The following is a 26,985-nucleotide window of genomic DNA, read 5'->3' on the forward strand; positions in this document are numbered from 1 at the left end:
TGAATCTTTTTCCAACAATATGTGTCCTTTAAGCCTGACGGTCTTTTAAGACCATATTATTTCTTATCTAATTCTATTTATTGGAAGACCCTGGCTTCGACGACTTGTATATCGCGAGGTCCTCATTCGTAATCAACTTTGAGCCGCGCTCAGTACAGTGATACTCCAAACCTTGAACCATTAATCATGACACGGCGCTCACCTCCGCCATCAATAACATAAAACGCTTATTAATTCTCCTAAATAATCCTATATTTCTAATATGTTCTATTATTTCATCCATTTTCCTGCTTCCTTTTATAGCTTATAAAGTTCTTTTACCAAAACTTTAATTACGTCAATTGAAATCGGAGAATAGGGTTTACTTATCGAGTAAGCTAAACTAAATGGCAACATTTAGGCATCCATTATATAATTTATATAGAAGGCGGTGGTAGCAATGCCCAGAAATTTAGGATACTTCCATGTGTATGAAAACTGCTACTTCTCTACCTATGGTTTGGAGAGAGCAAAAAGATACGGCGAGCAATTCTACTGTAGTAATGGTAAAAGGCGATATGCGCGAAATTGTAAAGAAGTTCAGCCCGGGGAAATCTGTCCGGATTGGTATCGTTGCAAGGGGTTAAATGAGGTAGTGGAATCTAAAGAGGATAGTATACTTACCAAACGTCATAGAGAAATTGGATATTGATGATCGGAAAAGGGCAGGATTTATTCCTGCCCTGTAACTTATCCTAATGCCAGACAAGGGATCATATGGCCAGAACCTGGCTGTCAGAATTAGCTATATATATTAAACACTGTCATGCTGCCAGACTATCCACATGGGTAAAGACTTATATGATGTTGCGCGCCTCTTAATTCGTGTATACATATAATTTAGGTTAACGAGATACCAGTTCATAACGAAGAAAGTAATGCATTACTCTTTTTGTTTCATTAACTGGGGGCCTATCGTTTACAATAACTAGCTGGGTTCTAGGGTCCCTAATTAAGGTATCAAATTGCCTTCGTTGTTTATCCGCAGCAGTTTCTATAAAGTTAGCAGCAGCTATTTTTTCTCCAATCCATCTAGGTGACATATAATCGTCATAACGACCATCATTTATCTCCACCAATTTATCTAGAATCTCCAGTACAGAGACCCATTGTCCTTCTTGATCTGGTCCTGTTACTCCCTTTTCAGCCAGGAGTTCAAGACAAGCGTCTCTAAGCTGTTCCAGGGTATCTCTGGACTGTACAGAAGCTCTTCTGAAAAGTTTACTTGGTAAACTGGTTTGCAGTTGTTCGACCAAATTTAACCTTTCGCTTTCCTCAGCTATTTCTTCGATCATGGTCGCCAGAGCAAAGAGCGGTTGGAATAACTCCCCGGCTCGGTTGTTCAGGATATCGCCAAAGTCCATCGTCGTGAGGACTGATAATGCCTTATGATTTTGCATTACCCAACAATAGCATTGATCCCTTATTACTTGAACCTCATCAAGAAACTCTTTACTACTTGGCCTTAGCCTTTGTAGCCTCGTGGCTGCAGGAGCAGCCTTGGTAGCGATTCCTATGGTTCTGGTTTTAAGAATATCCTCTAAGCCCATCACATTAGCAATGACTAAAGGGCTAAACACTGTAAACTCTTCGGTAACAGACGAATCAATTGTAGACTGTCTTTTGATAGTTCCAGTCCTTTTATATGCATCCTTGATGATACTCATGTAATCGCCCTTTTCCTCGTTTGCTCTTCGGTTCGATATACCTTCCTGTTCATCAAGGATAAGAGTTACCTGTTTTTGTTCAGCTTCCCTGAATAGTGCCGAAGCTGAGATATTTGAGACCATATCTCCATTAAAGGCCAAGTGCTGAATCAAAATGCATATCGTTGATTTACCAGTTTCAGGCTGTCCGTTAAGGTAAAGGTAAGGTACTGCATCATACAGCTCATAAAAGTAGGTAAATAGCGTAAAAAGGCTAAGAATAACGTAATCATATTCCTCAGTAGTATAGTAGTACCTGCGGAACATCCGCTCTATTCGTTGATATAGATCCTTAATTGATACCTGTTCTTCTTCACCTTTTAGAAACTTATCTATGGAATACGGAGTTCCAGTTTTGGACCAGCGCCTGGTAGCACTATTCAAAGGACGGCGCAATAAAAGTTGATCCTCCGCTAATTTCCATATCATAATTTCATTTGGATCTTTAGTAACCTTTTCAGGTAAGGGCAAAAGCTCATGATCACTGGTAACTATATGTATAGACCGTTTCCGATAACTTTCCCCTTCGTTATTACCTAACGCTTGAAATTCTTGTGCGTACAGCACTTTATCCAATACAAACGACTGTGCTAATCGAACATAGCTTGGATCTTCGATGAGCAGTACCTGAGGGGTATCAATGTCCTCCCGTTTTATCCCCAAAGTATCGGAATTTCTAACCTTTAAGTTATGATAATGGCGAAAGAACTGCTCGATATCCTTTTTAGTCATACCAAAGTGATGTCTGATTAAATCCCGGTAATGGTTTTGTCTTAGTGGCGGTAAATTAAAGATACGAGCTATTATATCCTTCAGTAGATCCTCATCTACCTTCCCGGATTCTGTAGGCAGAGCATCAATATCCATTTCCAGTGCTGTTTTGGCATTTTCGGCTAACTCTCGCATTAAGGTTTGACCTTGTTCAATACCGTGTTTGACTAGGAACTCATTTACGTCTTTAACATCAGGTAGTAATATGATCCTGGTATTATCACCAATTTCTCTAGCCCGTTTATAAGATTGAGTCTTTCCCGCATCATCGTTATCAAAAGCGATAAATACCTCATGAGATTTCCTGAAAAGTGGTATCCATTCGTCTTTTACCCCACCAACTCCATAGGAGCCACATGCATTGAAACCCATCTGAATAAGACTCAGGGTATCGGGAACTCCTTCTGCCAGAAACACCGTATCTTCCTGAAGAGCCCGCGGATTATATAATGCTTTTACCTCACCCGAAGAGTTCTTATATCTAGGAGTGGTGAGGGTAAGGTCATCAATGCTGCGTCTACCCTGGACATCAATAACTTTTTTCCCATCCCAGTTTGGTAATGTGTAGTAACCAACTGTGAGAAATTCGCGCGAACCATCTCCGACTGATAAACCGAAATTCCACAGTTCTTGCCTGGTGAAACCTTTACTTATCAATGTCGTTATGATTGAGCCATTGCCAGGACAGTACCCTATCTTAATGGAATTGATCAGTTCATCAGTCAGACCTCTGCTACGCCAGTACTGGCGATGTTCATCAGTTAAAAGCTCGTGACATTCTTCAGCAAAATCTGTCCAAGCTTCATTCCGCCTTTGCCTGAGCCGATGCGCTTCAAGTTGCTGATGCCAATCAGTAGGTAATGTAATCTGGAAATCATTCGCTAGTGCCATAATGGCTTCCATTTCATCAACTTCTCTGATCCTTTGTGTAACCTGAATAGGATCCAGATAGTATTGTTCCGTCCGGAAACAAGCAAGCGTGTTATTATCCGTATTGATCTTACCGCATTTACTATGTCCGCATAGGGGACAGGGAATTACCAGTTGCCAGGTGCCTTCATCGTATACTTCGCATTCAGTGTATTTTTGTATGATTTGCTCTACGGGGATTTCCCGAAGTATATGGAATATTTTCATAATTAGCACCTCTTTCTTTTAGTTGAGGCGCGCGCGCTATAAGTCTTAAGTTAAGTGCTTTGGTCTGGCAAATTATTATAGTAACACTAAGTACGTATTTTATTTATGACATACCCCCTTTTTGGTCTGTCTACGTCTACCCTTGTTACAGCGGTGATTTATAACTGAAGGCCTTCTGAGGACTATTATGAATGATCCTTATTCAGATAAAAATGACGAATATAAAAGCACGCAAAAAAACCCTAAAATGTCAGGGTGCTTTAGACTAAATTTATATTCATACCTGTTAAAAAAGGCTAAATTGGATTCTGTCTATTTTTACATCGTTCAGTCTTCTACGCTTTATTTGGGCAAGGCCGTTTTCATCAAGAGCTCCGTTAATCAGTGCTGGATCTTCAACGATTTCTTTTGCTGTTCGCTTAATTAAGCCAAACAGCCCACAGTACTCAATCATAGCTATCTTATAGAGTTCATCTATTTTATTAGGTTTAGATATAAATCGTTTCCCCCATTTATTTGTCCTGATTGCATTGAATGACTGAAATGTTTCTCTTATTTTTCGAGTCCCCATCTTCCCCATTGGTAACCTCAGCCATAACCGGTCATCCAATTCACCTGCCATTTGCTGAATACCAGGAAGATGATCGGTATCCACAATCTCAGATTCATATTCTTGTTCAAGTTGAAGTCCCGTATCGAATAACTTTAAATACTCCTCAAAGGTTATCCGGTCCAGAGCCTTTGTAAGTTCTACATACTCTGATAAGTTGCCATTATTATCAATGATTTGTAGTAGATAAGCCTTCGGAGTTAAATCTATTACTATATCGCTCGTTATCTCCCTGTATTCCTCCAAGTATTGCAACCGTTTATAGAATCCCTGCGGATCATCACTTAAATTTCGCTGAATGAGTGGAGTAATGCGCTGATCAAATGCTGCTACATACCTTGAAGTCACTTCACTTGTGGTACCACTAATAATGCTAAGTACCCTCGAAAGCATAAACTCGGCTAACTCCCAATGATAATCCACAATGTTACTTCCGAAAAGAACATAAATTGCTGCAGAGAGGTATTCTTCATCATAGTATTGATTTAATTGAATACCGAGAATTTGGGAAAAGAAATTAATAACATCAACCGTTAATTCAGGACTATTATCAAGGAAGTTATCAATTAGTAGCTCATTCTTTTCTGTTGCCAACGACTTAAACAGTGTCAAGGGATGGTCAGGAAGTTCGTGCTTATTGCGAATCGCCGCTAAAGCTTCTTCATGACCAATTGCTTTGCAATCAAACGAATATAATAATCGTGATACCCTCTCTTCAGTAAGCTTAACCAACATATCAGACACAATTATCATCTGGTCATAATCCAATAAGCGGCTAGGTGGTAGTGAAGTTTCATCTGCCTGGTGCTGAGTGTCGATCTCATAGTTACCATCAATCTCTTTTATAACCAACTTCTGTATATACGGTGGTCCAGAGTCAGATCGGGTTATTAACTTAATATTTTCCAGTCCTTGTAAATCCATTTCTGTTTACTCCTTTTTCAAGAACATTGTAGCATATTCATCATCCCCTTAATCTAAATTAGGGTATAAGAGAACAAGTAACACTAGGAGGTGATCAGTATATAATGTCAGTTCGGTAGTTAACTATCAGAAAGGAGGTAATTAAATTGACCAACTATGATAATCTTCAATATCTTTCCAACCTGGAATTGCTATCGTTGACATTGCGAGAAAGACCAGACAGCCCCGTAGCAAGCAACCTGAATAATCTCATGGAACATCCTGAACAACTTATTAACAGTACTGTCGAAGAGCTAACGAATATTCAGGGAGTAGGTAAAAAGAAGGCTTTGCAGTTAAAGGCCACTGTGGAACTCGGACGGAGACTTTATCAAGCACCACCCAAGGGAAAAACTATTATAAAGGGTCCCATGGATGTATCTGATTTAGTACAGGCTCAGATGCGTTACTTGGATCGGGAACATTTCAAAGCCATCCTGCTAAACCGCAAAAACGGTATCCTGTCCGTCGAGACTATAAGTATTGGAACCTTGACCAGCAGTATGGTTCATCCTCGGGAAGTATTCAAACCCGCTATTAGAAAGAACGCTGCTTCTGTAATCCTAGTCCATAATCACCCTTCTGGAGATCCAACCCCATCACGTGAAGATATCGAGATTACTAAGCGCTTATCCGAGTGTGGTCAGCTCCTTGGGATAGAAGTACTGGATCACATCATTATTGGCGATGGTAGCTGGAATAGTCTTAAAACATCAGGATTATTCTAAACCCTCATATTTATGCCTACTCCCCATACTTAACCTTCCCATCTTATTAAACCTTTACATTCATCCCTGGAGGTGATTGCCACGAATTCAATACTTAATGGTAAGCCGATTGAGGTTCTCAGCCGGTTGGCTAAACTTGCGCTTTTATCTATGACGAAAATTGTTGTTGATCATCTGCTTAAGAACCATACCCAGAGTGTATTTAAGGATGGTTCTGCGTAACTACGGACAACTTAAAATAATTTGCTTAAATGAAAGGAGAAAGGATATGCAGGCAGTTGTACTTGAAAATACAAATAACCTTAGCCAAAATGAGTGGCTTTTAATGAGAAAGCAAGGTATAGGAGGTAGTGATGCTGCGGCGATATGTGGGCTGAGTCGATGGCGCTCTCCTATGGATGTTTGGCTCGAAAAGACTGGGCAGCTGGAACCTGAAAAGGCGGGGGAAGCTGCTTATTGGGGTCAAATTATGGAACCTATTATCCGTGAGGAGTTTACAATTCGGACAGGAATGAAAGTAACAACCATAAACTCCATGCTTAAGCACAGACGGTTTACCTTTATGCTGGCAAACCTGGATGGAGTTGTACAGGATCCAAACCGAGGCCAGGGTATTTTCGAAGCTAAGACAGCTGGTCTTTATGCGAGCAGCGAATGGGGTGATAGTCTACCTGATGAATATGCTATTCAGGTACAGCATTATCTAGCTGTTACTGGCCTCCCTTTCGCCTGCGTGGCTGTACTGATAGGCGGCAACCGATTTAAGTGGTTATATTTGGAGAGAGATGAATCAATAATTGACCTTATTATCCAACTCGAAGCCCACTTTTGGCGTTTAGTGCAAACCAATACCCCGCCCCCTATAGATGGATCACGGGCAACTACAGAGTTATTAAACAGGCTGTATCCTCATGGTAAAAAGCAACAAATAGAGCTGCCGGCGGAAGCCCTTGATCTGATTGAAGCCTATGAATTGGCCAAGGAGCAGGAGGAAAAGGCAGCCCTATTAAAAGATACGGCGGTCAACGAGTTAAAAAATATGCTGGGTGAAAATGAATGTGGTGTAGTTCAAAACCGCCGGATTACCTGGCAGGAGATTAAAACCAAGCGCTTCGACAGCAAGCTGTTACGAACAGAAGAACCTGATGTTTATGCCCGTTACCTGAAATACAGCTCCTACCGGCGCTTTCAAATTAAATAGAATGGTGGTGATTTAGTATGAAACTGCAAGAAAGACTAAAGGAACAGGTTGTATCAATAACACCTGAAAATTCTTCCATCATTCCCCTTGTATCCATTGAACCAGAACAGTCTAATGATACAGTACCTTCCTTTGCAATCAGCCTGCCTGAAGCCAAACAGCGGTTAGAACTCTTGCAGGAGTTCGTGAAAGAGATGATGATACCCGGTCAGGACTATGGTATTGTACCCGGTGTCTCAAAGCCTAGTTTGTTTAAGCCGGGAGCAGAAAAACTTACTGATATTTTCGGTTTCTCCAAGCAAGTAGAGATCTTAAATCGCACAGAAAACTGGGAAAACGGCCTATTCAATTATGAAGTTAAGGTAAGCCTTATTAATAAGCGTAATCAGTTAATTGAGGCTGAGGGTATTGGCTGCTGCAACAGCAAAGAGAAAAGGTACCGCAGCCAGGACCCCTACAATACAGTCAATACTGTATTAAAAATGGCCAAGAAGCGAGCTTTGATTGACGCAGTACTTTCTGCTACTCGTTCCTCCGGTCTATTTACCCAGGATGTTGAGGATTTGGATATCTCAGAGAGTTGGGTCAGATCCCCTCAACCCCAAGCAACAAAAACTGTACGAGGAGTTAAACCAGACTCTTTATCCGTTGCCAATATTACTCAGCCACAGCTAAGGAAGGTGCAAGCATTAGCAGAGGCAATTGGAATGACTCCCCATCAGCTACAGGCTCTTATTCAGGATATGTTTCGCGTAAACCACACTACCAGACTTTCTAAAAATCAAGCCTCTGCACTAATTCAGCATCTGTTATCCCTTCAGTAAAAACACAAAAGCCAGAGCAGGCAGGAGTGACTTATCTACTCCTGCCTGTTTTGTGCTGGGGAAAGGAGAATAAATAATGATTGATAAACTAGCCGATGCCACTGAAAAACTACTAAGCATTTTTGCAAGTGGTGAATTTCCGGAAGCAGCTGCCAGAACCTTTATAAGTCGTAAGGCGGGTGATGACAAACCGTGTTTACACTGGAGTCTAGGTAATCAGCTGTTAATATTAATATCAGGAACAGAAGATGCCCGAGGCTTTAAACAATGGCAAGAGGTTAAGCGTAACGTAAAGCCTGGTAGCAAAGCCATTTATATATTGGCTCCCAGGATTCGTAAGGTGATGGCGACCATACTAGACGAAAGTGGTCAGGAATATAAGGGAGAGCGTAGCATATTAACAGGTTTTAGGGCCGTACCTGTGTTCCGATTTGAAGATACTGATGGTGAACCTCTTCCATCTGTCGATTATAATCCCCCTCAATTTCCACCCCTATATGATGTAGCTCAACATTTTGGAATGGTGAAGTACGCCGCCTTGGAAGGTCCAGCGCTAGGGTCATGCTCTACGAACGGTACTATTACCCTGCATAGTTACGATGTCGATGTTTTCTTCCATGAGTTAGCTCATCAGGTCCACAACACTATTAAGCCCTTAAAACCTGGGCAGCATTCAAACCAGGAGATCATAGCCGAAATGTGCGCATGCATACTCTGTGAGATATACGGTTATGAAGGCTACCTTTGGCAGGGATGGGAATACATCAAAGCATACGGCGGTCAGGACAAGCAAAAAACACTCATAAAGCTTATGCATTTATTAGCTGAGGTAAACGCTGTATTAACAAAAATCCTGGTTATCTGTTAAAAATCTTGTGCTTATATATCCGTCATGTTATACACCCAGCTAAAGCCGATATAATTCAATTGCCAACTACATTAATCAATCTGTTTTAGTAGCGGGTGCTTTGGTCAAAAGAAAAAGGAGGGTAATCGCAGCCATGGCTACAAGTATTGATAAATGGCCGATACTGCTGAACTTTAATGATGTTCGACGTATTACAGGTTTTAGTAAGTATAAGATACTGAAAATGATAAATGCAGGTGAGCTGCCAATGATAAAAGTCCGTGGACAGTATGTAATTAATAAAGTTACTCTGATCAAATGGCTAAAGGAAATGAATATTCAACCCCTTGCGATTGATCAGAAGCCTATAACAAAATCACAGGAGTATTCAGGAGGTTTATAATGGCAAGTATAAAGCCCTATAAAGATCAGAAAAATGAATGGGTATTACGATATGATAGTTCAGATCCACGTACAGGAGAGCGTAGACAACATAAAAAGCGTTTCACCGGGACAAAAAGGGAGGCGAACAAATACCTTCAGAGAATCCTTGGTGAGATAGAAAGTGGCAGCTATTCTGACCTGGGAAACATCACTATTAAGCAATACCTGGATAAATGGATTAATGCTTACTGTACACCGACCAACCTTCAACCTAAAACAATAAGGAGTTATACTAGTACAATTAATAATCATATTATTCCGCATCTTGGCAGGCATAAACTGAATAACCTTAAAGCAGCTCACATAGCGGATTATTACGCTTTGATGAGCAAGTCTCGGACAGAAGGTGGTGCTGGTCTTTCCCCAACTACTGTGCTTTACCATCATCGTATCTTACATCAGGCTCTAAAGCATGCAGTAAACCAAGATTATTTAAAGCAAAATCCAGTAGCCAAAGTGCAACCACCCCGAAAGAACCGGCCAGACATTAAGGTACTATCAGTTGAGCAAGCCAGATATCTTATCGCCCGATATTCAGAAGAACAGATTTACCTCCCAGTGTTTCTGGCACTAATGACCGGCATGCGTGAAGCTGAGATCGCAGCACTAAGATGGCAAAACGTAGACTTCGATAATAGGACTCTTAGTGTTACCAATGCCTTACAGCGTCAAGAGAATAGATTGGAATTGAAAGAACCAAAAACAAAGAAAAGTCGGAGATCTATTCCGGTACCGGAACAGGTAGTTGTGGTACTAAAGAAAGAAAAAGAAAGGCAAGATTGCTATCGAGAGATATTGGGTGAAGGATATGATTGCCGTGGCTTTGTTTGCGCCTGGGAGGATGGAAAGCCATATGATCCAGAATGGATCGGTAAGCAATGGGCAAAGCTGGTGGCTTCGGACGATAAGATTCCCAATGGTGTTAGGTTTCATGACCTTCGCCATACTCATGCCACCATACTGCTTAGTCAAAATATTAACCTAAAGGTAATCCAGGACCGGCTCGGTCATGAAAGCATTGCTACGACCGGTGATATATATAGTCATGTTACACCAGGAATCCAGCAGGTAGCTGCAGATGTTTTGGAAAACCTGTTTTCCGGCAAAAATTCCACCTATTATTCCTTAGGCCCCTGAGATATGGGGCCTTTTTCCTTTGTAATTATAGTTTCGATTTGCAATTAAATAGTTACTTAATTCTCCTTATTATCCTTAGCCTCTGAAGCACATAATGCTCTCATAAAGGCCTGGTGTTTTAGGAGGCTTTGCATGTTTTGCTGGCTCACGTGAATCATATGCAGACTTAATAATAGCCTTAATCAATGCTTGAGTTTTTACAGGCATTGGTATTTCCTCCATAATACTTCTCGTAAATGTTAACTGCGGCAGCTATACGGCTACCAAAAACAACGGATGTGTTAGTTGCTTAAAGCTACGTGATCTTTATATCGGGCATACATTCTTTAAATACTCTTCCCAGTATCCTTCATCATCACCGGCCATATCGTGAAGCCAAAAATACATCATAAGTATTTCAAACTCTTGCTTTTTTCCTTTAGTAAATGATTTCCTCGGCATTTTTCGGTATAACGAGTCCAGATTAAACAAGTTGCTTTTCTGTTTATAGTCATACTCATATTTCTGCCAAGAATATTGGCTTGGTTTCCTATGCGTTTTAGGCCAAGTATCTTCAGCTTCGGAAAAGCGATAAGCCCAATCGAAAGCAAAATTTGTAACGCTCACACTATACCTGGTCCACGTATTATCAACCCAGTTGTTCAATTCCTGCGATATAAAGGGAATTTCTCTCTTACGTTGGCTTTGAACATAGTGATAGTCTTTGATAAACCTGAAAAGCATTTCAGTCTGGTCCCGTAAAAACGGATACTTCTTAATTAACTTTGAATAGCAATCATAAGACAAACTCCGGTATTCACTATCGGAATCGTATAGTAAAAAGAACTCATCGTCTTTTAATATAGCTCCTATATTTCTATTCATGTGTCTACCATATTCATCATATATGTCTACCAACCACTCCCTGACCTCAGAATTATAATCTCGAAGTTGATGCCTGTATTTATCCAGCTTTTGGTCTTTTAATACCGTCTTCTCCTCATATTCTGTAATATCTAAATAGTTGTTAAAGTATTCAAAGACATAATTAACACAAGTTTTCATATTATCGAGGCGCTGATTAAGGTCATACTCGTTCAATCTATCTTCCCTTTTTCTTTTAGCGATGTATTCTTCAATAGTAAGCAACAGGAACGCCTCCATTATAAGACATATTTATTTGAAACAACCTTCGAAGCTATCCTGGTTAAGAATATACTAACTTAATCGGGGAAATTCCCGCTAAGAAATGCTTCCAAATCTTTAGTAACTTGTTGGTAATTAAATTTTTCCCAACCGAAAAGCCAAAAGATATTCCCAACAATCGATAAACTACAATCAAGAAGCACGGTCGTCTCGTCAATTGATATACTTTGCCTAATTATCTCCTCATTGCATATATACTTTTGGGAAAATGGGGCTCGATTTCTGTTTAAAAGAATCAATTTTCTTTGTCCCATTCCACTCCATACTAAATCAAGGCTAAATTTAGTTACTCCTAAATCACTTATAATTAGATTTTTTGCAAACATAATAGGGCGAGCAATATCCATTAAAAGCCATATCATATCCATGGACCCCGGCGGTATATCTTTATCTTGGTCTTCATCAAAGTGGCTCCTTTGAAAAAACTGAAGTTGGTTATTTATGTACCAATACCTAAAATACCAGTCTGCATAAAACCGTTCTGCATCATCTATAGAAGCAATTCCGTCACTACGGCGTAAAAATTTTGTATCATACGAATCATGCGGATAAGTTGTTCCACCCCACCCCCGTAATCGTATCGTATTATTATCGACAATTCCTCTTAGGTTTTGAACAGGTACGGGGTTAATTGGGTTGGTGGGATACATAATAACTTGTTTGTAGGCTTCGGCTTCTTTCCATCCGGACTCAAACATATCATTTTCAGCAAAGGCAATTAATTGGATTGGGGGTTGGCTAGCCTTATTAAGGTTGGTAGTTGTTGTCACATCTTTATTTAACATCCTTTTAACCTGGTCCAATATATAGGGAATACCCTCAGATGACTCGATTGCAAGCTTGCCTACCAACATTGGCGAATATTTCACTATTTCTTCTTTCGAAATATCATGCCAAATTGGAAGAATTACCTTTCTGCCAAGACTTTCCCTTGCCCAAAGGCCTTCTAATTCATTTATTGGCCAGTCTTTTGAAAAGAAATTGTTGCTTAAAATAACAATCCCGAACCTTGATTTCGAAAGCCCGTTGTCAATAGATTCTCTTAGGCGATCACCCCAAGTTAATGAAAACTCATCGTACCAAACCTTATATCCTTCTTGAATCAGTGCCTCTGCTAATGGTTTGGCTATAGACTCCTTATCTTCGGATGCGTGGGAGATAAAAAAATCCCATTCATTGCCCTGTTCAACATTACTCCTCATTATCTGCCCCCCTAAAATGTCCAGTTCAGCTTGCAACATACTTACTGTTACAGGTATTTGGTTTTTCAATAAATTAAAGTGGAAACGCCAATGGGTGTTGTGCTTGCTTAGGCGCTTTACTTTTTCCCCGCACTGCTGTTCAAAACTATCTACCAAAGAAAGTAAAAAACTATTTAGTTCCCGGTTCTCCGATCCCGAAAATGGTTTTTTTGCTAGTGTTCTTATGTCTTTCTCGATTTTTAGCCGAGCATCAATCGTTCTACTTGCCCCCTGAGAAAAAATCTCGGTATATTTTGTTACTAGGGCTCCACTCTTATATAAACCATTTGAGGCATAATACTCAGTTATTTGATTTATTGATCTTTGAGTGTCTTCACTTATTTTGGCATACTCAATACTAAATTTCTGAGTTATTATTGCTTTAATACTCCTTGATACCAAATAAAACTACCCCCAAAAATTATTCCGTTCGACTGAGACACACCCCAAATAATTGAGCTGGTTTAATTTATATTCTCCTTATTTACCCTAAGGTCTTATGCAGTGTCTAATAGCGAACCTTTATAAAGAATTTCTCTATTTGGGGATGTTTCCCTCCATGATATATGACAAAGCCCTATTCTTGTACCATTCGAAAGGTGAGATAAATATAGATTACAATATGTGCTAGCTTAGTTGTAATCGCATTACATCCTCTGATCCAAATGGCCTTTTCGCTAGTACTATCTTGCCTGTTGCAACCTCTACCCGGAGGATATTTTCTACCAACCGTTATAGTACCTGGTATTTTACATAGATGTGTCGGAAATGTGTCATCTTCCGTAAATGAATTGCGATACAGAAAAATCAAAAGCCCCTCTAATCTCAGAGGGACCTTGTTTCTTTTGGAGCCGATGGCCGGATTTGAACCGGCGACCTGCTGATTACGAATCAGCTGCTCTGCCACTGAGCCACATCGGCATAATTTATTAACACATAGATAATAGCAGGACCAGCGGGTCCCGTCAAGCGTGAGGAGAACCAGGCCACGAACCTGCAGCACAATTGCATTGATTATTTATTCCCAGGTTAATCCTTGTCTGCCCCCTGGCTTTTACTCTCCACCAGGTAGTAATAACTGGGATTGTTAGCAACAATGGTCTGGCAAGAGGGACATGTTTTGTTCAAATAAGCCTTTCGGTCAATAATCTGTACCATCTTCCTCAAGATGGCTTCGGGGAAACTTTTACTACATATAGTACACTTTTCCATTAGCGAGTTCTCCTCCAAAATTTTATGGCATATAAGCTGGCCAAATTGCTCTATTAACCAAACCTTCCCATTGTGTTTTTCGGTCTTTTAAGTGTCTTTAAGCATCAGAAGAAACTGCGGAGCAGTTTCAGCACAGCGCTGCAACAAGGCGGGGAAGAACCCGCCGCCTGTTTTGTTAATAGGAACCCAGTCACTTTAAAAGAAGCAGGAAACATATTTCGCCTCGTTATAAGTAGGCCCGCATGAATTCCAATTCGATTTCAGCCAGTTGGCGGATTTCGCACCGGGCTAGTTCCTGAACCTCTTCATCTTCTTCGGCTAATTGTTCTAAAACCAATTTTTCAAAAGGTATGGCACTCATACGGCTTACCGCTTCTTCTACCTCCAGCTTGCAAAAGAAGGCATTAAAAATATTTAAGAGACTATGAAAATATTCGGCCACCCAATTTTCCACCTGTTCCTCATCCAGAACACCGTTAATGCGGTCAAATTTACTAAGGTGCATTTTCTAACCCCCTTTAACCCTGGCGGGCTTCCTCTCCAGCTTTGTTGATAAACATTTTCTCCCTCGTCAACTTTGTAAAACTACACAGTGGAACACATTTATATAATCATAAATACTGCCCTCTATCAAGGGCGAAAAGTCCTGATTTGGAAAAGAAGGTCCGTGTTTTACTACCTACATATCCTTATTGTAAGTCAAGGACAAGCCTTCCATCAAGATCAATGAACTTGAGATGCTGATATATATAATTCTCAAACTGCAAGCCTGCTGTAATAAGCTGTCCACGGGTGAACAAATTAGATAAGATTGAAGCGATGAGCGCTTTGCGTCTAGTTTAAACATATAATATGATTGAATATGTATGATTGAAGGAGCTGGACCGGATGAAGAAGTATCTCATTATAAATGCTGATGATTTCGGCTTATCCCCCGGAGTAAATCGGGCTATTGGGGAGCTTCACCAGGCGGAAGTAGTTTTCAGTGCTACGCTCATGGTTAATATGCCTGGATTCGAAGAAGCGGTAGACCTGGCTCGTCAATGCCCGGCTTTGGGAGTAGGCCTGCACTTTAATCTAGGCTACGGTACTCCTATCTGCCCGGCCAGGCAGGTAGCTTCCCTGGTCAACCAAAAGGGGTACTTTTCTCAACAGGCAGATAATTGGAACGAGAAAGAGGTGGAACTGGAGCTGGAAGCACAATGGCGCCGGCTGGTGCTCGCCGGAATAAGACCCACTCATATTGATTCGCATCAATTTGTCCAGCGCTACTATTCGGTTTTTCGCCCGCTGGTGAAGTTGTGTCAAAGGAAAAAACTCCCCCTGCGCCGGATTCCGGGAGAGCCTATATTGAACCTGCGGCGTCCACCTGCTGCTGATTATAGCTTATTAGATACCTACTTCGATGGGAATGGGAAAGAACGGCTACGTAAGAATCTCGAGTCTTTGCGTCCTGGACTTACAGAATTAATGTGCCACCCCGGTTATGTTGATGATACTTTAATCGCTCTTTCCTCCTGGACCCTGGTTCGGGAAGAGGAGCTCAGGGTGTTTGCTGATTCTGATTTGCTTCTACTGATTAAGCAACTGGATATAAATCTCGTCCATTACGGGCAAATCAAGTTTCGCTAAGCTATTTGCTATCTGCCTATATCTGCTAGGTTTTTTACCTGGCATATGGCCTTTGTAGCACAGGGGCTCCTGGTTAAATATTGACCACCCGTACCATCTTCACATAGGGCTGGCAGAGCTCGGCTATTTCCTGCATTTCCTCCGGGCTGAAAGGTACTATCGCTTCATAGGAAGGAGCGAGGGTGCAGGTCGGGTTGAATTGCTGCAGGGAATAGAGGCGGGCGCCCTCAATGTACTGGGCAATACTGCGGATGTCTTCGGGGCTGTGCAGCAGTGGCACTACTGTAGTACGGAATTCCACTGCAATCCGGGCATTTTGCAAGAGATTGATAGAGTTGCGGATGTTGAAAAACTGCCGGGAGCTCAAGCGGCCACTGGCCTGCAGGTATTTTTTGAAGTCCAGCGGGGCCTTTATATCCATGGCCACATAATCCAGCAGTTTTTCCTGTAAAAGATAAGCCAGCAGCTCCGGGTTGCTGCCATTGCTGTCCAGCTTTATGAGGTAGCCTATTTCCTTAATCCGTCGTAAATCCTGGGCCAATTCCGGGTGCAGGGTGGGTTCCCCACCGCTTATGACTACTGCATCCAGGAAGCCTTTTCTTTCCCGCAGAAACTCCAGTATGGATTCAATATCATATGTTTTCCCATCCCCATTATTATCTTTTTCACCCCCGGCTTGCAGGCTGCTTTCCGCTCCCGGCTCTCTTTTTTCCTCTGCCAGCAAATGGACATTATGGCAGAAGGGACAACGAAAATTGCAGCCCCGGGTGAAAAGCACGGCGGCGATTTCACCCGGGTAATCCACCAGGCTTTGTTTGATAAGACCAGCATATTTCATCAGGCAAGCCGCCCCTTTAACCTTTATCCATAGGTGTTTTGTTTATCCGCTGACAACTTCCGGGCGCTGGATTTCCTTTTCCTTATCCACGGCCCGATCAAACATCTTTCTGCTCTGGAACTCGGCCTGCTTGCCCGCATTCCACTGGTCAATCGGCCTTAAGTAACCCACTACCCGGGAATAGACTTCGCAGGCGGTCTCCTTGCCCTCGGCGGCACAGATGGGGCAATTATAGTTCTTGCCGCTGATATAGCCGTGGCTGGGGCAAATGCTGAATGTAGGCGAAAGGGTAAAGTAAGGCAGCCGGAACTGCTCGCAGACTTTCTTTACCAGTTTGCGCGTAGAATCGATGGAAGGCACTGATTCGCCCAGGAAAATATGGAAGACGGTACCGCCGGTATAGCGGGTTTGCAGCTGATCCTGCAGGCTCAAGGCCTTGAACAAATCATCGGTGTAATTGACCGGCAACTGGGTGGAATTGGTATAGTAGGGCTCTGCTCCTCTCCGGTAATCGGCTTCATTAGCCACAATGATATTGGGATAGGCCTCCTTATCCTTGCGGGCGATTCCATAGCTCACCCCTTCAGCCGGAGTTGCTTCCAGATTGTATATATTGCCGGTTTCCTCCTGGTAGGTCAGCAGTCTTTGCCGCATAAAGTCCATAACTTCCTGGGCAAAGGCCATTCCTTCTTCGCTGGCGATATCAGAACCTAGGAAATTAAGGCAGGCTTCATTCATAGCAATTAAACCGATGGTGGAAAAATGGTTTTTCCAGTACTGTCCCATGGCTTCCTTGACATTACGCAGGTAAAACTGGGAATAAGGGTAAAGTCCTGATTCGGTAAGGTTCTCCAGAATCTTGCGCTTGATTTCCAGGCTGTTATGGGCCATATCCATAAGGGTGCTCAGACGCTGGTAAAAGTCTTCCTTATCCTGGGCCAAATACCCCAGGCGGCTCATGTTGATGGTAACCACACCGATGGAACCGGTCAGGGGATTAGCCCCGAAAAGCCCGCCGCCTCTCTTCCGGAGTTCCCGGTTGTCCAGGCGCAGGCGGCAGCACATGCTGCGGGCATCTTCCGGGTTCATGTCAGAGCCGATAAAATTGGAGAAATAGGGAATGCCATATTTCGCGGTCATTTCCCAGATTTTATAATAGTTGGGATTATCCCAATCAAAATCTTCACTTATATTGTAAGTGGGAATGGGGAAGGTAAATACCCGCTCTTCCACATCCCCCTCCATCATAACTTCAGCAAAAGCCTGGTTAAACATGTCCATTTCCGCCTGGAAATCACCGTAGGTGGCGTCCATATAGCGCCCACCGATTACCACCGGTTCATTTTTCATGAACTCGGGCACCTTGAGGTCCAAGGTAACATTGGTAAATGGAGTCTGAAAGCCTACCCGGGTGGGAACATTCATATTGAAAACGAATTCCTGCAAGCCTTGCTTGACCTGGCGGTAGTCCAGATTATCATAGTGGATAAAGGGGGCCAGGAGGGTATCAAAGTTGGAAAAGGCCTGAGCTCCGGCCGCCTCACCCTGCAGGGTAAAGAAGAAGTTGACAATCTGTCCCAGAATAGAGCGGAAATGTTTGGCCGGGCCGCTGGCCACCTTGCCGCGCACCCCTTTGAAACCTTCCAGCAGAAGGTCGCGGATATCCCAGCCCACACAATAGACCCCGAGAATCCCCAGGTCGTGAATGTGAAAATCACCTGAAGCCTGGGCCTGCCTGATTTCGGGCGGGTATATCTGATTAAGCCAGTACTGGGAAACAATCAGCGAAGATATATGAAAATTCATACCCTGCAACGAGTAAGTCATATTGGAGTTTTCCTTGATTCGCCAGTCGTTACGCCCCAGGTAATCGGCGATAATCTTGTTGTTGAACAACAGCTGGTTGGTTTCACGCATGTCTTCATGCTGCTTGCGATAAAGTATGTAAGCTTTGGCGGTTTTGTAGTTGCCGTTCTTGACCAGAACCCGTTCTACCAGATCTTGAATACCCTCAACGGTGGCTATCTCATCATCATCAACATACTGGGCAATCTCTACTACCTTATCGGTTAAATCCAAAGCCGTCTGATAATCCTTGCCGCCCACCGCCTGGGCCGCTTTCCAGATAGCTTTGGTAATCTTCTCTTTTTCAAAGGGAACTATGCGGCCATCTCTTTTCTTAATCTTGCTGATATCCATGAATGCGAATCCTCCTTTTTGCTAACCACAATATATAGTGGTGTATACGGTCTTACACCACTATATTAAGTATAATTATTATACCCCGCTGGTCAAACAGGACAAGTCCCCCTTAAGAGAATCTGCATTATTTATGCCTTTATATTTTGCCCAATCAGAGTATTTTATCGTATTGCTCAAAATTTGACTCTACTGCAAAACCCCCTCTTCTTGCATAAGGGTTGCATAAATATACAAAGCGCTGGCGAAGCCTGCTCCCATACTTCCCTGCTGGCCTAAGAGACAAGACCTACCAGTCCAAAGGTGGGACACGCAGTCGGAATGGATATTAAGAAATAGATACCTGCATGGAGGGTTCAATAAGGATAGGTTTTAATAATTTGCTTTTAAGGTAAAGCACGATCATGGCGATCAACATTATATAATAGAATCGTATTGCTGCCTGCATATTGCCATACTATCCTAACATCCATGTTAACGGATGCTTCCATTAAAGGCTTATGTCCTTTATCGATACCCGGCAAAAGTTTATTTCATTGTTCGGCAGTAGTTGGGGGGTAATGATTCCTGCCTTCATCTTTCATAGAGCATGGCTACATGCTTTCATTCTTTTGCATGCGCCTTCTTGGCGCACAAATGTAGATATACCTGTCATGCTTGGAAGACCCGTCAAACGGTTCTTTATCGGTAATCGCTATAATCCCCAGCAGTGGGTCTTCGTCAAGCATCTCATTCTCAAGATAATTGTCTATTGCCCGGCGAATTATTTCTGCTTCAGTAGTCCCCTCCATCATCGCCTTCTTTTTTATCATTTTATTCTGCCTGCTGCTTATATAGGTTTGCTTTCTAATCATTGCTTCCATACTCCTTACGCCTATGCACCATGCTATTTTTTTGACCTATATACATTATAGGCTTTTATTATGGTGTTGCTAATAAAATCCCTCCAATAGCTGCATCCAATCGTTCACATTTTATGCGTTCAGCATAGTAAGTTATCCTTGGGTCTTGCCTGTCAGGGGGATAGGGCTATGCTGGAGAGCAACCCGAGCACCTGACAGGATTGGACTGAAGGGTGATTAGTATATATAAAGCGCGGCTTCCCATCAAAGCTGGGAGGCCGCGCCGCCGATGGTCTCCATATAATGGTATCTACTAAAATAGTGCCTTAATTGGTACCTCCCATACATCTATCTTCAAGTCTTTTGTAAACTGCGAAGTAAGTCAGCTATATTAGCTTTCCCTATATTTCTTGCAACTAATTCCATTACGGCTGTATATAAAATTCCTTTACTATCAGTAATCGTAACTCCGTTTAATTCCAAAAAAACTAACCCGGTTGCCAGAGCAGTTCTTTTATTGCCATCAACAAAGGGATGATCCTGGCAAATATAAAAGATATATGCTGCGGCCATCTCAAACAGGTCAACATTCAGGTATTTCCCACTAAATGTAGCTTCCGGTCCAGCAACAGCCGAACAAAGTAAATCGTTATCACGTATTCCTGGATGCCCGCCATAACGCTCAACTTGATCTCTGTGAATCTCCACGACTTCCCCGATGCTTAGAAACAGAATATCATTCATGCTACTCGCCTAACTTCTGGAGCGTGTCGCCATGGTTTGCGTTTACTTTTTTAAGAGCTGCCTTAAATTTCTCTTCTCGAAATGGTTCCCTTAACGGAGAAATAATTAGGCTTTTCCCGTCGGTAACTAACTTTAAGGGCGTAGTATTATTGATATTTAGAAGTTCCAAAATCGCTTTGTCAATAATCAGTGCTGAACTGTTTCCATGTGCAGTAAGCGTTTTTATCATCGCGGTCCCTCCTTGGTAATACAATATAATTACATTATATCACGTTAGCAAATAAATATACTCTCCCTTACTTTATCAATTAAAAAGTTCAATATCTTAGCCTTCCCATACAATACTTATCTCAACTTCTTCGCCGCATACCGAATCCCACAGATTCGTAAAATTCTTCCGGAAAACCTCTAAGGCTTCAGCCTCCTGATGCCCTTCCAACCCGGCTTTCACCAAGCCACCATCCGGAGTAACAAACCATAAAACCCTGCTGGTATTGACATAAATCACCTTTTTTAAGCATCGGAAGAAGCTGCGAAGCAGTTTCAATACACCGCTGCAACGAGGTAGGGGATTAGAACCCACCGCCTGTTTTTTAAATAGGCGACCGCTTAGCGGGGGACTTCACCTCGTTATAAATAGCAAACTGCAAAATTATTAATTCGCTTTTCATGACATCCAAAATTCCCGTCATTTGTTCCAAGTGTACCTTTGGCTCCAGATGGCTCTTGATTGATAAAACGAGTGTTATCGAACGGTCGATAATATCAAACATCTGCTCCGGACTAAGATTATTCTTACGCTTGGCCATTTTTTATGCCCCCCTTTTCTATCTAAACATCCTACTTAATTGTTTGGACAACAGCGTGTCCGACAATTTCTTCCCAAAATATTTTGAAAAATATTTTCCTTAACAACTAGGTTGCCAATAGTAGAAATCATTATCAAGCATATGGGTTAAAAGGATATGAGGTGTATAACCAGGTGATGATATATAGGGTGCAAATCAGTTTTTTTACTATAAAAAATCATTAGAGCAACAGGCTGCAAATCAGTTCTTCTTTCAAAACTTATTTTCAAGCAAGTTATTTATATGTAGCCAAAAACCAGGGGGGGGTGTTTACTTTGGAGTCTAATTAATAGTATTTACGTCGCCGCTTATATGGTTACATGAAAAAAACGAGGAGGATGAGCAATATTTTTATTTTCTTTTATTGGTTCAGAAATATGTAAGATAATAAATTAGAGGACGCTTATCGAGTAACTTTGCCTGATGGTACATGTATATGCCGGATTAGTGATGGTGTCCCTTATGATAATGTTGGGATATTTTACCAAAACGGCGATAAATATTTCGGTTCTATAAAAAATTGGAAAAGGCATGGTAAAGGCTATCATATTTATAAAGATAAAACTAGCTATTTCGGCGATTGGGTTAACGACAGACCTCAAGGCCAGGGTAAATTTGTAACCGGCGACAAGAACCTTGAATATTCGGGCGGCTGGCATGATGGCAAATATCATGGATATGGCATACTGACCATGCAAGCTCCGCTGTATCAGTACAGCGGGGGCTGGAATATGGACGAAAAATCCGGCCAGGGCCAGGTAGTTCGGGGTAAGTCAGCATGTGGTTATGTCGGCAACTGGGAAAACAACAAGCGGAATGGCCCGGGCTTCGAGACTGATGAGTGGGGATTCAAGTATACCGGGGATTTCAAAGACGATGAATTCGTTTTTGGCACTATCGAATTCCCAGATAATCCGGCAGATTACGGTCCATATGCAGGTGGGACCTATACCGGAGAAGCCAGGGAGTACAATATGCATGGCTACGGAGAAATAGTGTATGCAGATGGCTCCTCCCGCAAAGGATTATGGCGTTCTGGTATTCCCGTTAAGTAATTGTATTCAAGGGGTCGGACGGGTAATAAAACCCCCGGCCCCTTTGGCTCTGTTTTGGGTCTTAACCTGGGCAAACCTGTTTAAAAAGAATCCCACTTTGCCTGCTATTATTCGGGAGCGGGTCTATGTAACCGGAAACACCTTGATGTTCCCGGGCGATTTCCGCCTGTCAATGGAAAGTTTATTAAGAGCAATAATCGAATCCTACCAGATTAAGGCGGCATACATTAATAACCGCAACAAAACCAAGGAGCATCTTTTGGACCCGCTGGGCCTGGTTTACAAGCGCAACGTATGGTATTTGGTAGCCGCTCTAAATACAGATGCCGCTGATAAACCGGTTCGAGTTTTGCGGGTGGAGTAAATCCAATCGCTGCGCGTTGAAGCAAATAAATTTGCTTACCCGAAGGATTTCTCGCTGGATAACTATATGGATGGCAAGTGGGGCATACTTACGGATTCGAATGAATAACCCGGCAGGGTGCGGCTGAAGTTCACCCCGGAGGTGGCGGCGCGGGTAAGCCGACTGTGCTATATCCCTCGCAGAAAATAACCCATACGTTGGAAGACGGTTCGGTTACAGAGCCCCTGCTTTACGTTTCTTCTTCCCTTCTTTAAGTCTATGATATAAAAATGCTATATTTTTTGCATCTGGGTCATTTTTATCATTATCAAATGTTTTAATAAAAACCCCTCCCTATTATCTACCCTTCTTATTTCGCGAGAAATTCTGAAATGATTTTGGTCTATAAAATTTTTGATATGCTGGAAAAAGACCTTGAATTTAAGCACTGGTATTTTGGGCATTTCCATGATGTTCAAGAAATTGAAGACAAATATACGCTTTTATATAAACGAATTATAGCACTGGAATGAAGTTTTTATTTGCAGACTAGCTGGATTAATGCTTGAAATATCAGTTTCCTTTCGCTCCAGCCTGGCTGCCGGCGGCCGGTATGACCGGATTATAGGCGAATTCATCAATAACGGTCGTGACTATCCGGCTGCCGGCATATCCTTTGGCCTGGACGCCATATTTCAGGTTTTGAAGCAGAACGGACGGGTAGCGGAGTATAGACCGCTCGACTTTTTCATTATTCCGCTGGGAACATTAAAGGAATCCCTAAAACTTGCCCAGGAACTGCGGCGAAAAAGCCTGCGGGTGGAAGTTGACATTAGTGGCGTAAGCGTCAAAAATTCAACACCTATAAATCACTAATCAGTTCAATTAGCATTATCCTTAGAAGAGATCCTACATCCTTCGGGCAAAGTATCCGACCAGGGCATCAATCTGTCCACGGCAGTCTGATCACTGGTATCAACATTCGGCAATTGCTCGAACAGATAGACAAGATAATCATACGGCTTGAGATTATTCTCCTTGGCCGTTTCAATAATACTATATATGATCGCACTGCCTCTGGCCCCCCTGGGGGTGTTGGAGAACAGGAAGTTCTTCCGGCCAATAACAAAAGGCTTGATCGAGCGTTCGGCGCGATTATTATCTATTTCAAGCCTGCCATCCAGTAGGAAGGTGTTCAAAGCATCCCACTGGTTAAGGCAGTAGGTTATGGCTTGGCCAAACATGCTTTTGGGCAGGGTTTGCTGCCGTTGTCTTTTTAGCCATGCATAAAATTCGTTAAGTAACGGTCTGGTAAGCTCAAGCCGCTTTTCATAACGTTCCTGACAGGACATATCTTTAAGCTGCCGTTCAATGGCAAACAATTTGTTGCAGTAACCCAGCCCGATGCTGGCCGCTACCGGCTTGTCTTTCTGTTCAGCCGGCAAGGCCTTAAGGGCTTCGGTAAATTTTCGGCGCGCATGCGCCCAACAACCGGCCAGCGTGACGCTGGTCAGGCTGCCATAGCCACTATAGCCATCAGTTTGCAGATAGCCTTTAAACCCGGACAGGAAACTATCCGGATGTTTGCTTGCCCTGGTGGTCTGATAATCGTAGAGGACGATGGGCGGTCCATCTCTTCCGGTACGGTATAACCACATATATGATTTGGATTCGGCTCTTCGACCTGGTTCTTTCAACACCTGCAAGGTGGTTTCATCCGCATGCAGGATGTCTTTCTCCAATAACTGCTCATGCAGCCGGTCATATATTATCTTTAACCATGGATCTGCTGCAGCCAGTAGCCAGTTGGCCATGGTCTGCCTCGACAGTTCAATCCCCAATCGGGAGAACTGCTGTTCCTGCCGGTATAAGGGCAGGCTGTTGGTATACTTTTGATCCATAATGTATGCCAGAATAGAGGGAGAAGCCAGACTTCCCGGTAAAATCGGTTTGGGCATTTCAGCCTTGATTATCGGGGTTGTTATGTTTTCCTTCTCGCACCGCCGACAGGCATATATGTACTGAACATGCTTTACTGATATGGCCTGAGCCGGGATGATTTTGATCTCATGCCTTACCTGGATGCTCATTTCATGTAGTTCACCCTGACAGCAAGGGCATATTTGCTCATGTTTTTCCAGCCGGTATTCAATTATTTCAACCGGCAGATCCTTGAGTTTGTCTTCTCTTTGACCAGCCTGCTTTTTCTTCCGCTGATAAGTAACAGTTTCCAGGCTTGGTTCTTCAAGCTTGGGATCAGTAATATCTTCAGCTTCATTAAAGAGATTGATTTGTTCTGGAGTTGTTTTCTCGCTGGAAGCGCCAAACTGCTTCTGGCGGCTCAAGCGAAACTGCTCCTCATACCACTTTACCTTGGCATTAAGTTCTAAAATCTGCTGTTCCTGAATAAGGACTCTATCATTAAGTTGTTCAATTATCTGGGCTGAATTATCAATCGTATCCATGAATATAACTATACCAGAAATGCGACGATATTGCAAGGTTTATCGAGATAATCTAACATAAACGCATATTATTTCTGAATTATATCTAAATAATGGTTCGCTCTTTTACTGCTTTGTGAGCTTGCTTTTGTTTTAGGGATAATCCATCCAGCAGCCAGCGAAATTCCCGATAGCTAATGCTGACTACTTGGCTATCTGCTGCCGGCCATTCAAATTTACCTCGTTCCAATCGCCGGTAATAAAGCCAGAATCCATTATGATCCCACTGCAATATTTTCAGTTTATTGCGCTGGCGATTGCAGAACACAAACAAACACGGACTGAATGGATTCAATTCAAATGCTTCTTTTACCAGTACTGCCAATCCGTCAATGGATTTTCTAAGGTCTGTACTACCGCAGGCTAGGTAAACCTGCCTGTTTGATATTTCGCTGATCATATCGTTTGCAAAACCTGTATAATTTCACAAAACAGTTCCCGGTCAAATCCTTTGCGAATCTCAACTGTTGCCTGGCCGACATGCACTGCTATGGCATCCCCGGCAATACCCAATTGACGAGATTCATATTTCAACGACAGCCATTTTACCGGTTGTTCCTTTTCTACATGCTCGGTTCTGAGCTTCCTGCGCCAGTAGTAAAACTGTCGCGGCGTAATTGAGTTCTCTTCACACCAAGCTGTTACTCTTTGTCCGCTGGCTTCGTGTTCAGCTAGGCGCTCTTCCCACCAGGCTTTGCGTTCATTGCTACTCAAACCTGAACATTCCCTTCGTTGTTATGTCCAGGTTATTTTCTCATGCCTACATAGCTATTTATATGTGTGAAGTTTTTGACGCTTACGGCGAAAAAGCCTGCGGGTGGAAGTTGACATTAGTGGCCGGCGCATAAAAAAGGCTTTGGATTATGCCAATCGAGAAGGACTGCAACAGGTGCTCATTCTGGGAGGAAATGAACTCGCATCGGGCAAAATTCGGCTAAAATTTATGCAGGATGGCCGGGAAGAGGATGTGGCATTTGAACAATTAATCAGGAAGCATCCAATCTGATTTCTCTAATCCCCGCTTTAGTGAGGGAGCATCAGAGATTAAAGAATTACAGGAATACCTTAAACTGCTGGGGGTACAGATGTTTTTGTTGTTTCTGGCATTTGCATAACAAAACTGAAATTATAATTACTGCCCTCAACTTTTTTATCTATTAGTGGTCCAAATATTGTTGGTGGATTCCATCCTAAACCATATTCTGCTACTCCTATATCTGTAGTAACTAATGAATCTGTCAAATTTCTAACTGAACAGTTTATTGTTATATAATCTCCTGGTTGCTTACCAGCCTTATCTGGTGAATCTATCCATACTTTAAGGTCTGGTACATCTTGGATTTTCCATGTTACTAATATTGGCATATAAAACCTATGACCACTTACTATTTCATTTTGCCATGGTTTTGTTTGCTCTTCTCCTAAAGGTACAACCCAACCTTCTAATCTTGTGTTATATTGTACTGATACTTTGCCATTTCCTAAGTAATCATGATTAATATTTTCAATATTTCTTACTTGAAATTTCTGATACTCATTATTATATTCATTAAATGTGGTTGCACTTATAGCGTCTTGGTAATCATTTACAGCATTGTTTGGTGTTATGAATGATATTGATTCTACTCCTACTACAGAACTTGCTATACTTTCTGGTGCTGATATTACATAAGAAAGTATGTGAGGATTACAAAGAGAACTTTCAGGACTATCTTCTAATACTGGTCGATAAGCTTTAGTATACTTCGGAGGGTCTGAAGGTATCCATTGTCCTGCTGAATTCTTCCAAACATCAAAATAACCTATATCAACCTGTTTTTTTAATGTTACATTTGTTGTGGAACTGTTATTATCTGCTTTAGCAGAATAAACCGGAACTGTTATTGTTAAACTGAGGATAAGTAATAACGATATTATCTTTTTTCTCATATTACT

The 26,985-nt window shown here is 42.2% G+C and carries 29 protein-coding genes, 1 tRNA gene and 1 pseudogene; 12 read left to right on the plus strand and 19 right to left on the minus strand.

Annotated features, from left to right (window positions below; translation table 11 throughout):
- The first annotated feature begins 439 nt into the window (after positions 1–439).
- On the plus strand, positions 440–691 hold the full coding sequence (locus SWOL_RS14475) for a hypothetical protein (protein WP_155814234.1): 252 nt from the start codon (positions 440–442) through the stop codon (positions 689–691).
- Between the two features lie 193 nt (positions 692–884).
- On the opposite strand, the gene SWOL_RS11695 is transcribed toward SWOL_RS14475, so the two are convergent.
- Positions 885–3,653 carry a toprim domain-containing protein gene (locus tag SWOL_RS11695; protein WP_011641635.1) on the minus strand — a complete coding sequence of 923 codons (2,769 nt, stop codon included), beginning with the start codon at positions 3,651–3,653 and terminating at the stop codon, positions 885–887.
- A gap of 286 nt (positions 3,654–3,939) precedes the next feature.
- Entirely contained in the window at positions 3,940–5,187 is a 1,248-nt protein-coding gene (locus SWOL_RS11700) for a hypothetical protein (RefSeq protein WP_011641636.1), read from the minus strand.
- A 146-nt stretch (positions 5,188–5,333) separates the two neighbouring features.
- Between SWOL_RS11700 and radC the strand changes: the two genes are divergently transcribed.
- The 6 genes from radC to SWOL_RS11730 all read left to right on the plus strand — a co-directional run bounded on the left by radC (position 5,334) and on the right by SWOL_RS11730 (position 10,407).
- Positions 5,334–5,954, plus strand: coding sequence for a RadC family protein (gene radC, locus SWOL_RS11705; protein WP_011641637.1), 621 nt, complete (start codon positions 5,334–5,336; stop codon positions 5,952–5,954).
- 268 nt (positions 5,955–6,222) lie between these two features.
- A complete protein-coding gene (locus SWOL_RS11710; protein ID WP_011641638.1) occupies positions 6,223–7,155 on the plus strand; it encodes a YqaJ viral recombinase family nuclease in 933 nt (310 codons plus the stop codon).
- 17 nt (positions 7,156–7,172) lie between these two features.
- A complete protein-coding gene (locus tag SWOL_RS13775) occupies positions 7,173–7,979 on the plus strand; it encodes a hypothetical protein (protein ID WP_011641639.1) in 807 nt (268 codons plus the stop codon).
- A 76-nt stretch (positions 7,980–8,055) separates the two neighbouring features.
- Entirely contained in the window at positions 8,056–8,847 is a 792-nt protein-coding gene (locus SWOL_RS11720) for a M48 family metallopeptidase (RefSeq protein ID WP_011641640.1), read from the plus strand.
- A 133-nt stretch (positions 8,848–8,980) separates the two neighbouring features.
- Entirely contained in the window at positions 8,981–9,229 is a 249-nt protein-coding gene (locus SWOL_RS11725; protein WP_041427578.1) for a helix-turn-helix domain-containing protein, read from the plus strand.
- Positions 9,229–10,407, plus strand: a complete 1,179-nt coding sequence (locus SWOL_RS11730; RefSeq protein WP_011641642.1) for a tyrosine-type recombinase/integrase — start codon at positions 9,229–9,231, stop codon at positions 10,405–10,407. Before SWOL_RS11725 ends, SWOL_RS11730 begins: the two co-directional genes overlap by 1 nt.
- Positions 10,408–10,482: 75 nt before the next feature.
- Here the strand turns inward: SWOL_RS11730 and SWOL_RS15105 are convergent, their stop codons facing one another.
- The 6 genes from SWOL_RS15105 to SWOL_RS11760 all read right to left on the minus strand — a co-directional run bounded on the left by SWOL_RS15105 (position 10,483) and on the right by SWOL_RS11760 (position 14,550).
- Positions 10,483–10,614 carry a hypothetical protein gene (locus SWOL_RS15105; RefSeq protein WP_278078268.1) on the minus strand — a complete coding sequence of 44 codons (132 nt, stop codon included), beginning with the start codon at positions 10,612–10,614 and terminating at the stop codon, positions 10,483–10,485.
- 99 nt (positions 10,615–10,713) lie between these two features.
- Entirely contained in the window at positions 10,714–11,535 is an 822-nt protein-coding gene (locus SWOL_RS11735; protein WP_011641643.1) for a hypothetical protein, read from the minus strand.
- Between the two features lie 74 nt (positions 11,536–11,609).
- Positions 11,610–13,235, minus strand: a complete 1,626-nt coding sequence (locus tag SWOL_RS13780) for a toll/interleukin-1 receptor domain-containing protein (RefSeq protein ID WP_011641644.1) — start codon at positions 13,233–13,235, stop codon at positions 11,610–11,612.
- A 444-nt stretch (positions 13,236–13,679) separates the two neighbouring features.
- Positions 13,680–13,754: transfer RNA gene (locus SWOL_RS11750), tRNA-Thr, on the minus strand.
- A gap of 108 nt (positions 13,755–13,862) precedes the next feature.
- Positions 13,863–14,045, minus strand: coding sequence for a hypothetical protein (locus SWOL_RS11755; protein ID WP_041427580.1), 183 nt, complete (start codon positions 14,043–14,045; stop codon positions 13,863–13,865).
- 226 nt (positions 14,046–14,271) lie between these two features.
- Positions 14,272–14,550: a hypothetical protein gene (locus SWOL_RS11760; protein WP_011641645.1), complete on the minus strand. Its 279-nt coding sequence runs from the start codon at positions 14,548–14,550 to the stop codon at positions 14,272–14,274.
- A 383-nt stretch (positions 14,551–14,933) separates the two neighbouring features.
- Here SWOL_RS11760 and SWOL_RS11765 point away from each other — a divergent pair, with 383 nt between their 5' ends.
- A complete protein-coding gene (locus tag SWOL_RS11765; protein ID WP_011641646.1) occupies positions 14,934–15,677 on the plus strand; it encodes a carbohydrate deacetylase in 744 nt (247 codons plus the stop codon).
- A 73-nt stretch (positions 15,678–15,750) separates the two neighbouring features.
- Here the strand turns inward: SWOL_RS11765 and SWOL_RS11770 are convergent, their stop codons facing one another.
- The 7 genes from SWOL_RS11770 to SWOL_RS11800 form a co-directional block, all read right to left on the minus strand.
- On the minus strand, positions 15,751–16,515 hold the full coding sequence (locus tag SWOL_RS11770; protein ID WP_011641647.1) for an anaerobic ribonucleoside-triphosphate reductase activating protein: 765 nt from the start codon (positions 16,513–16,515) through the stop codon (positions 15,751–15,753).
- Positions 16,516–16,557: 42 nt separating this feature from the next.
- Positions 16,558–18,714, minus strand: a complete 2,157-nt coding sequence (locus tag SWOL_RS11775; RefSeq protein WP_011641648.1) for a ribonucleoside triphosphate reductase — start codon at positions 18,712–18,714, stop codon at positions 16,558–16,560.
- 593 nt (positions 18,715–19,307) lie between these two features.
- Positions 19,308–19,568 carry a hypothetical protein gene (locus tag SWOL_RS11780; protein ID WP_041427582.1) on the minus strand — a complete coding sequence of 87 codons (261 nt, stop codon included), beginning with the start codon at positions 19,566–19,568 and terminating at the stop codon, positions 19,308–19,310.
- Positions 19,569–19,910: 342 nt separating this feature from the next.
- On the minus strand, positions 19,911–20,300 hold the full coding sequence (locus tag SWOL_RS11785) for a type II toxin-antitoxin system death-on-curing family toxin (protein ID WP_011641650.1): 390 nt from the start codon (positions 20,298–20,300) through the stop codon (positions 19,911–19,913).
- 1 nt (position 20,301) lies between these two features.
- Entirely contained in the window at positions 20,302–20,529 is a 228-nt protein-coding gene (locus tag SWOL_RS11790) for an AbrB/MazE/SpoVT family DNA-binding domain-containing protein (protein WP_011641651.1), read from the minus strand.
- 96 nt (positions 20,530–20,625) lie between these two features.
- Entirely contained in the window at positions 20,626–20,847 is a 222-nt protein-coding gene (locus SWOL_RS14770; RefSeq protein WP_041427583.1) for a hypothetical protein, read from the minus strand.
- 46 nt (positions 20,848–20,893) lie between these two features.
- Positions 20,894–21,109: a hypothetical protein gene (locus tag SWOL_RS11800; protein WP_041427584.1), complete on the minus strand. Its 216-nt coding sequence runs from the start codon at positions 21,107–21,109 to the stop codon at positions 20,894–20,896.
- A gap of 455 nt (positions 21,110–21,564) precedes the next feature.
- On the opposite strand from SWOL_RS11800, the gene SWOL_RS13785 reads away from it, so the two are divergent.
- The 3 genes from SWOL_RS13785 (at position 21,565) to SWOL_RS11815 (ending at position 23,422) form a co-directional block, all read left to right on the plus strand.
- The gene (locus tag SWOL_RS13785; protein ID WP_011641653.1) at positions 21,565–22,203 is read left to right on the plus strand and encodes an MORN repeat-containing protein; all 639 of its coding nucleotides are present in this window, start codon (positions 21,565–21,567) and stop codon (positions 22,201–22,203) included.
- Positions 22,204–22,300: 97 nt separating this feature from the next.
- The gene (locus SWOL_RS14605) at positions 22,301–22,567 is read left to right on the plus strand and encodes a WYL domain-containing protein (protein WP_162010619.1); all 267 of its coding nucleotides are present in this window, start codon (positions 22,301–22,303) and stop codon (positions 22,565–22,567) included.
- Between the two features lie 540 nt (positions 22,568–23,107).
- Complete coding sequence (locus SWOL_RS11815) at positions 23,108–23,422, plus strand: ATP phosphoribosyltransferase regulatory subunit (protein ID WP_011641655.1); 315 nt, start codon at positions 23,108–23,110, stop codon at positions 23,420–23,422.
- Between the two features lie 5 nt (positions 23,423–23,427).
- On the opposite strand, the gene tnpC is transcribed toward SWOL_RS11815, so the two are convergent.
- From tnpC to tnpA, 3 genes are all read right to left on the minus strand, one after another.
- The gene (gene tnpC / locus SWOL_RS11820) at positions 23,428–25,011 is read right to left on the minus strand and encodes an IS66 family transposase (protein ID WP_011641656.1); all 1,584 of its coding nucleotides are present in this window, start codon (positions 25,009–25,011) and stop codon (positions 23,428–23,430) included.
- Positions 25,012–25,096: 85 nt separating this feature from the next.
- A complete protein-coding gene (tnpB, locus tag SWOL_RS11825) occupies positions 25,097–25,450 on the minus strand; it encodes an IS66 family insertion sequence element accessory protein TnpB (protein WP_011641657.1) in 354 nt (117 codons plus the stop codon).
- On the minus strand, positions 25,447–25,764 hold the full coding sequence (tnpA, locus tag SWOL_RS13790; RefSeq protein WP_011641658.1) for an IS66 family insertion sequence element accessory protein TnpA: 318 nt from the start codon (positions 25,762–25,764) through the stop codon (positions 25,447–25,449). The genes tnpB and tnpA overlap by 4 nt, the downstream gene beginning before the upstream one ends.
- 91 nt (positions 25,765–25,855) lie before the next feature.
- Between tnpA and SWOL_RS11835 the strand changes: the two are divergent.
- Positions 25,856–26,056: pseudogene (locus SWOL_RS11835) on the plus strand (His/Gly/Thr/Pro-type tRNA ligase C-terminal domain-containing protein); the annotation flags it as partial.
- 59 nt (positions 26,057–26,115) lie between these two features.
- Here the strand turns inward: SWOL_RS11835 and SWOL_RS11840 are convergent.
- The gene (locus SWOL_RS11840; protein WP_011641660.1) at positions 26,116–26,979 is read right to left on the minus strand and encodes a hypothetical protein; all 864 of its coding nucleotides are present in this window, start codon (positions 26,977–26,979) and stop codon (positions 26,116–26,118) included.
- Positions 26,980–26,985: the final 6 nt, after the last annotated feature.

Source organism: Syntrophomonas wolfei subsp. wolfei str. Goettingen G311 (assembly GCF_000014725.1).
Taxonomy (GTDB): Bacteria; Bacillota; Syntrophomonadia; order Syntrophomonadales; family Syntrophomonadaceae; genus Syntrophomonas; species Syntrophomonas wolfei.